Genomic DNA, 3,693 nt, shown 5'->3' with positions numbered 1-3,693 from the left:
CACCTCGCGCTGCGCCCGTTCCGGGAAGAGGCCGACGACCCAACCGCACACGTTGGCCAGGGCGATGAACCAGGCGGTGGAACCGCAGCCGCGGCCACGATGTCCCGCAGCAGCCGGCGGACGGCGGGCGTCAGCTCGGGGGGCGTGCGGACGAGCTCGGTGGCGAGCGGGAAACCGGTGGGCGCGCGCCGCGGGTCGTCCGGCGTCTCCGGGGCGCCGGTGAGGAGGAAGGCGGCCCGGCCGGCATCCTCCTTCTTCAGCAGGCGCAGCGCCTCGGCGGCGGCGGTGGGGCTGGTGACGGCGACGGCGTCGGCCGCGGCGCCCAGAGCGGCGGCGACGGGGAGTTCGTAGCCGGGGGTGACGGAGAGGAGCTCGGCGGCCGGGCCGAGCAGTCCGGACAATCGTTCGTTCGCGGTGAGGAGCGCGCCGGTGCCGTCCTTGCGGCGCAGGCCGAGGGCGAGGGCGTCGTGGCGGGCGGTGACGGCGGCGCGGCGGCGCTCGGCCTCGGCGGCGGCCTCCCGGGCGGCGTCGAGGGCGGCCTCGGCGGCGGTCAGGGCGGCGCGGGCCGCCTCGTACCGGGCGGTCAGACCGGCGCCGTCGGCGTCGGCGCCGTCGGATTCGGCCTGGCGGCGCTCGTACTCCTCCTGGGCGGCGGCCGCGCGTTCGCGGGCCTCGTCGCGGGCGGCGACCAGGCGGCCGATCTCGGCCTCGGCGGAGCCGGCGCGACCGCGGGCGGCGTTGACCTTGCCCTGGAGCCGGGCGAGCTGCTCGCGGCGGTCGGCGATGGCGCGGGCGGCGTCGCGCAGGCGGCGCTCCTCCTCGGTGAGACGCTGTTCGAGTTCGGCGCGGTGCCGGGAGGTGTCCTCCAGGGCGCGGCCGGCGGCTTCGAGGGCGGCTTCGAGTTCGGCCTCCTGCTCGCGCACGCGGTCGGCCTCGCGTTCGAGGTCCTCCGGGTCGCGGCCGTGCCGCTCCTCGGCGGGGGTCGCGGTGGCGCTGGCGACGCGGGCCTCGGCGAGGCTGACGGTGCCACGGACGCGTTCGGCGAGCCGGGAGAGCTCGTGCCAGGTCTGCTGGGCGCCGGCCAGGCGCGGGGTGAGACGGCGGACCTGCTCCTCCAGCTCCGCCTCGCGCCGGGTGGCGGCGCCCAGCTCGGCCTCGGCGGTCTCCTTGCGGGCCTTGAGCGCGGCCTCGTCGGCGATCTCGGCGTGCAGGGCCTCGCGCAGGGTGACCAGGTCGTCGGCGAGCAGCCGGAGCCGGGCGTCGCGCAGGTCGGCCTGGATGACGGCGGCGCGGCGGGCGACGGCGGCCTGCCGGCCGAGCGGCTTGAGCTGGCGGCGGAGCTCGTCGGTGAGGTCCTGGACGCGCTGGAGGTTGGCGCGCATGGCGTCCAGCTTGCGGAGCGCCTTCTCCTTGCGCTTGCGGTGCTTGAGGACGCCGGCCGCCTCCTCGATGAAGGCGCGGCGGCCGGTGGGATCGGCGTGCAGGACGGAGTCGAGCTGGCCCTGGCCGACGATGACGTGCATCTCGCGCCCGATGCCGGAGTCGGAGAGGAGTTCCTGGATGTCCAGCAGCCGGCAGGTGTCGCCGTTGATCTGGTACTCACTGCCGCCGTTGCGGAACATGATCCGCGTGATGGTGACCTCGGTGTACTCGATGGGCAGCGCACCGTCGGAGTTGTCGATCGTCAGCGAGACCTCGGCGCGGCCCAGCGGCGGGCGGCCGGTGGTGCCGGCGAAGATGACGTCCTCCATCTTGCCGCCGCGCAGGGATTTGGCGCCCTGCTCGCCCATGACCCAGGAAAGGGCGTCGACGACATTGGACTTTCCGGAGCCGTTGGGCCCCACGACGCAGGTGATCCCGGGTTCGAAGCGCAGGGTCGTGGCCGAGGCGAAGGATTTGAAACCGCGCAGGGTCAGACTCTTGAGGTGCACGCGGAAGGACTCTACCGGCCGCCGCCGTCACGGGCGGTGCGCCGACGCGGCGCCGCGACCGCGTGGTTTTCACGGGTTTCGCCCGGGAAGGTGCGGGGCACATCCTGACATGAGGGTGCTGGGATGAACGGCCGGATACGACGAAGGGACGCCGAGGCGTCCCTTTCAACTCTCAAGCGGCTGACAGTGCAGCCCGACCGGGCCCCCGGGGGGCGGGGTACGGTCAGGCGAGCGCAGGCTCCGCCTTGGATACGTCGATGCTGTCGAGCAGCGAGTCACCGTGGTGAGCGGCGGCAGTCAGCGCGTCGTTCTCGGCCTGCATCCGGATGAGCTCGGATTCGAGGTCCTGGACTCGCTGCTGAAGCCGTCGCATCTCGGCGAGGACTCGGGGGTCGGAGCCGCCGACGTAACCGAGAAGCGCCTTTGCCATGATGGATGGTCCTCCACACTGAGTGACCGACCGAAGCGGTGTGGGTCGTGAGGGATTCGCACCCGCGGTGTCTGCCATCGTGACTGCGGTGTTTCAATGCCAAACAGCTAAGGTGCGCGGGGCTTCCAGAGTCTCACCAAATGGTTTGACGGTCAACACGATCACAGCCCGCATCCACAGGGGTCCCCGTGCGTGCGCGGACGGGAATGCGCGCCGCTTTCTTCATCGCCGGAGCCCGGGGGGCGTAGAGATCATCCGTTGAGAGGCAGCCTTGCACGCCGCGGCCGTCTTGGCAACCATCAGGCAATTTCTCTCGGGCGCATATGCCAATGACATATGAATGGAACGATCACCGCCACCCACACCCCTTCTCCACCGTCCGGAAATGCGTTGCGCCGACCCGCCGTCAGCGGGTCTCGAAGCCGTCGTAGCCGCCGCGCGGTGTGTCCCAGATCTCGGTGACGCCGTCCACCCGGCCGGGCGTGTCGCCGTTCCGCAGCCAGTCGAGCAATTGTTCACAACGCTCGCGCGACCCCTCGGCGACCACCTGGACCCGCCCGTCGGAGAGGTTCGAGGCGAAACCGATCAGATCACCGATGCGCAATGCGTTGGCCCGGGTGAACCAACGAAAGCCGACACCCTGCACATGGCCGCGCACCCAGGCCGTCAGACGGACATTCTCGTTCATGTCTGCACGCTAACCGGCCAATTGCATACTGAGCACTTCGACCCCCTATGCCATGCCGTACAGTCGCGGCTCGTCAATGCTCCCCCGGACGAGTGAAGCAGTTACGCCGAACACGTGAGGAAGGCAGCGGATGGGTCGCCATCGACGCTCTGCCCCCCTGACCGCCGAAGAAGCGGCCGCGAAGGCCCGAATGGCCCGGGCACCCCTGACGAACGGGCCGGCCGCCCTGTTCGATCCGGACGCGGACCCCGCCGAAGCGATCACCCAACCCCTCCCCGTCCTCTCCCCCGACGCCTCCGGCCGGCTGCGAGCCGGGCGGCACCGCAACCCACGCCGTGCGGCGCGGGTCAGGGCCGCCCGCACTCCCGTGCGCAACGGGCTGCTCGGCGCGTCGGCGGCGGTGGCCATGGGCGCGGTGGCGGTGGTCTCCGGGCTGATGCCCGCGGGCGTCTTCTCCGTCGGGCCCGACGCCGCCCACGATCGCGGCGCGGGGACGAGCGGGCAGATCCTCACCGAGGAGCAGCCGCCGCACGTGGTGCCGCCGGGGTCACGGCTGCCCGGGGCGGCGCCCGCGGACCGGCCGGAGCGGCGGGAGCAGGCGGACCGCGCGGCCGCCCCGCGGCCGGTGCGGGTGGCGGCCGAAC

Annotated in this window: 3 protein-coding genes and 1 pseudogene; 1 reads left to right on the top strand and 3 read right to left on the bottom strand. The window is 72.7% G+C overall.

What is annotated here, in order from left to right; all coding sequences use genetic code 11:
- The 3 genes from AB0K09_RS31190 to AB0K09_RS31180 form a co-directional block, all read right to left on the bottom strand.
- Positions 1-1,931 (bottom strand): AAA family ATPase (locus tag AB0K09_RS31190; RefSeq protein ID WP_366068758.1); only part of this gene is annotated, 1,931 nt, incomplete at its 3' end.
- Between the two features lie 223 nt (positions 1,932-2,154).
- Positions 2,155-2,361 carry a hypothetical protein gene (locus AB0K09_RS31185; RefSeq protein WP_171087512.1) on the bottom strand — a complete coding sequence of 69 codons (207 nt, stop codon included), beginning with the start codon at positions 2,359-2,361 and terminating at the stop codon, positions 2,155-2,157.
- A gap of 406 nt (positions 2,362-2,767) precedes the next feature.
- Entirely contained in the window at positions 2,768-3,049 is a 282-nt protein-coding gene (locus AB0K09_RS31180; RefSeq protein ID WP_366068757.1) for an acylphosphatase, read from the bottom strand.
- A gap of 190 nt (positions 3,050-3,239) precedes the next feature.
- On the opposite strand from AB0K09_RS31180, the pseudogene AB0K09_RS31175 reads away from it, so the two are divergent.
- Positions 3,240-3,693 (top strand): annotated as a pseudogene (locus AB0K09_RS31175) (hypothetical protein); the annotation flags it as partial.

This window comes from Streptomyces sp. NPDC049577, from assembly GCF_040675635.1.
Classification (GTDB): Bacteria; Actinomycetota; Actinomycetes; order Streptomycetales; family Streptomycetaceae; genus Streptomyces.
The sequence above is the reverse complement of the archived record's forward strand: the minus strand, read 5'-3'. Positions and strand labels throughout refer to the sequence as shown.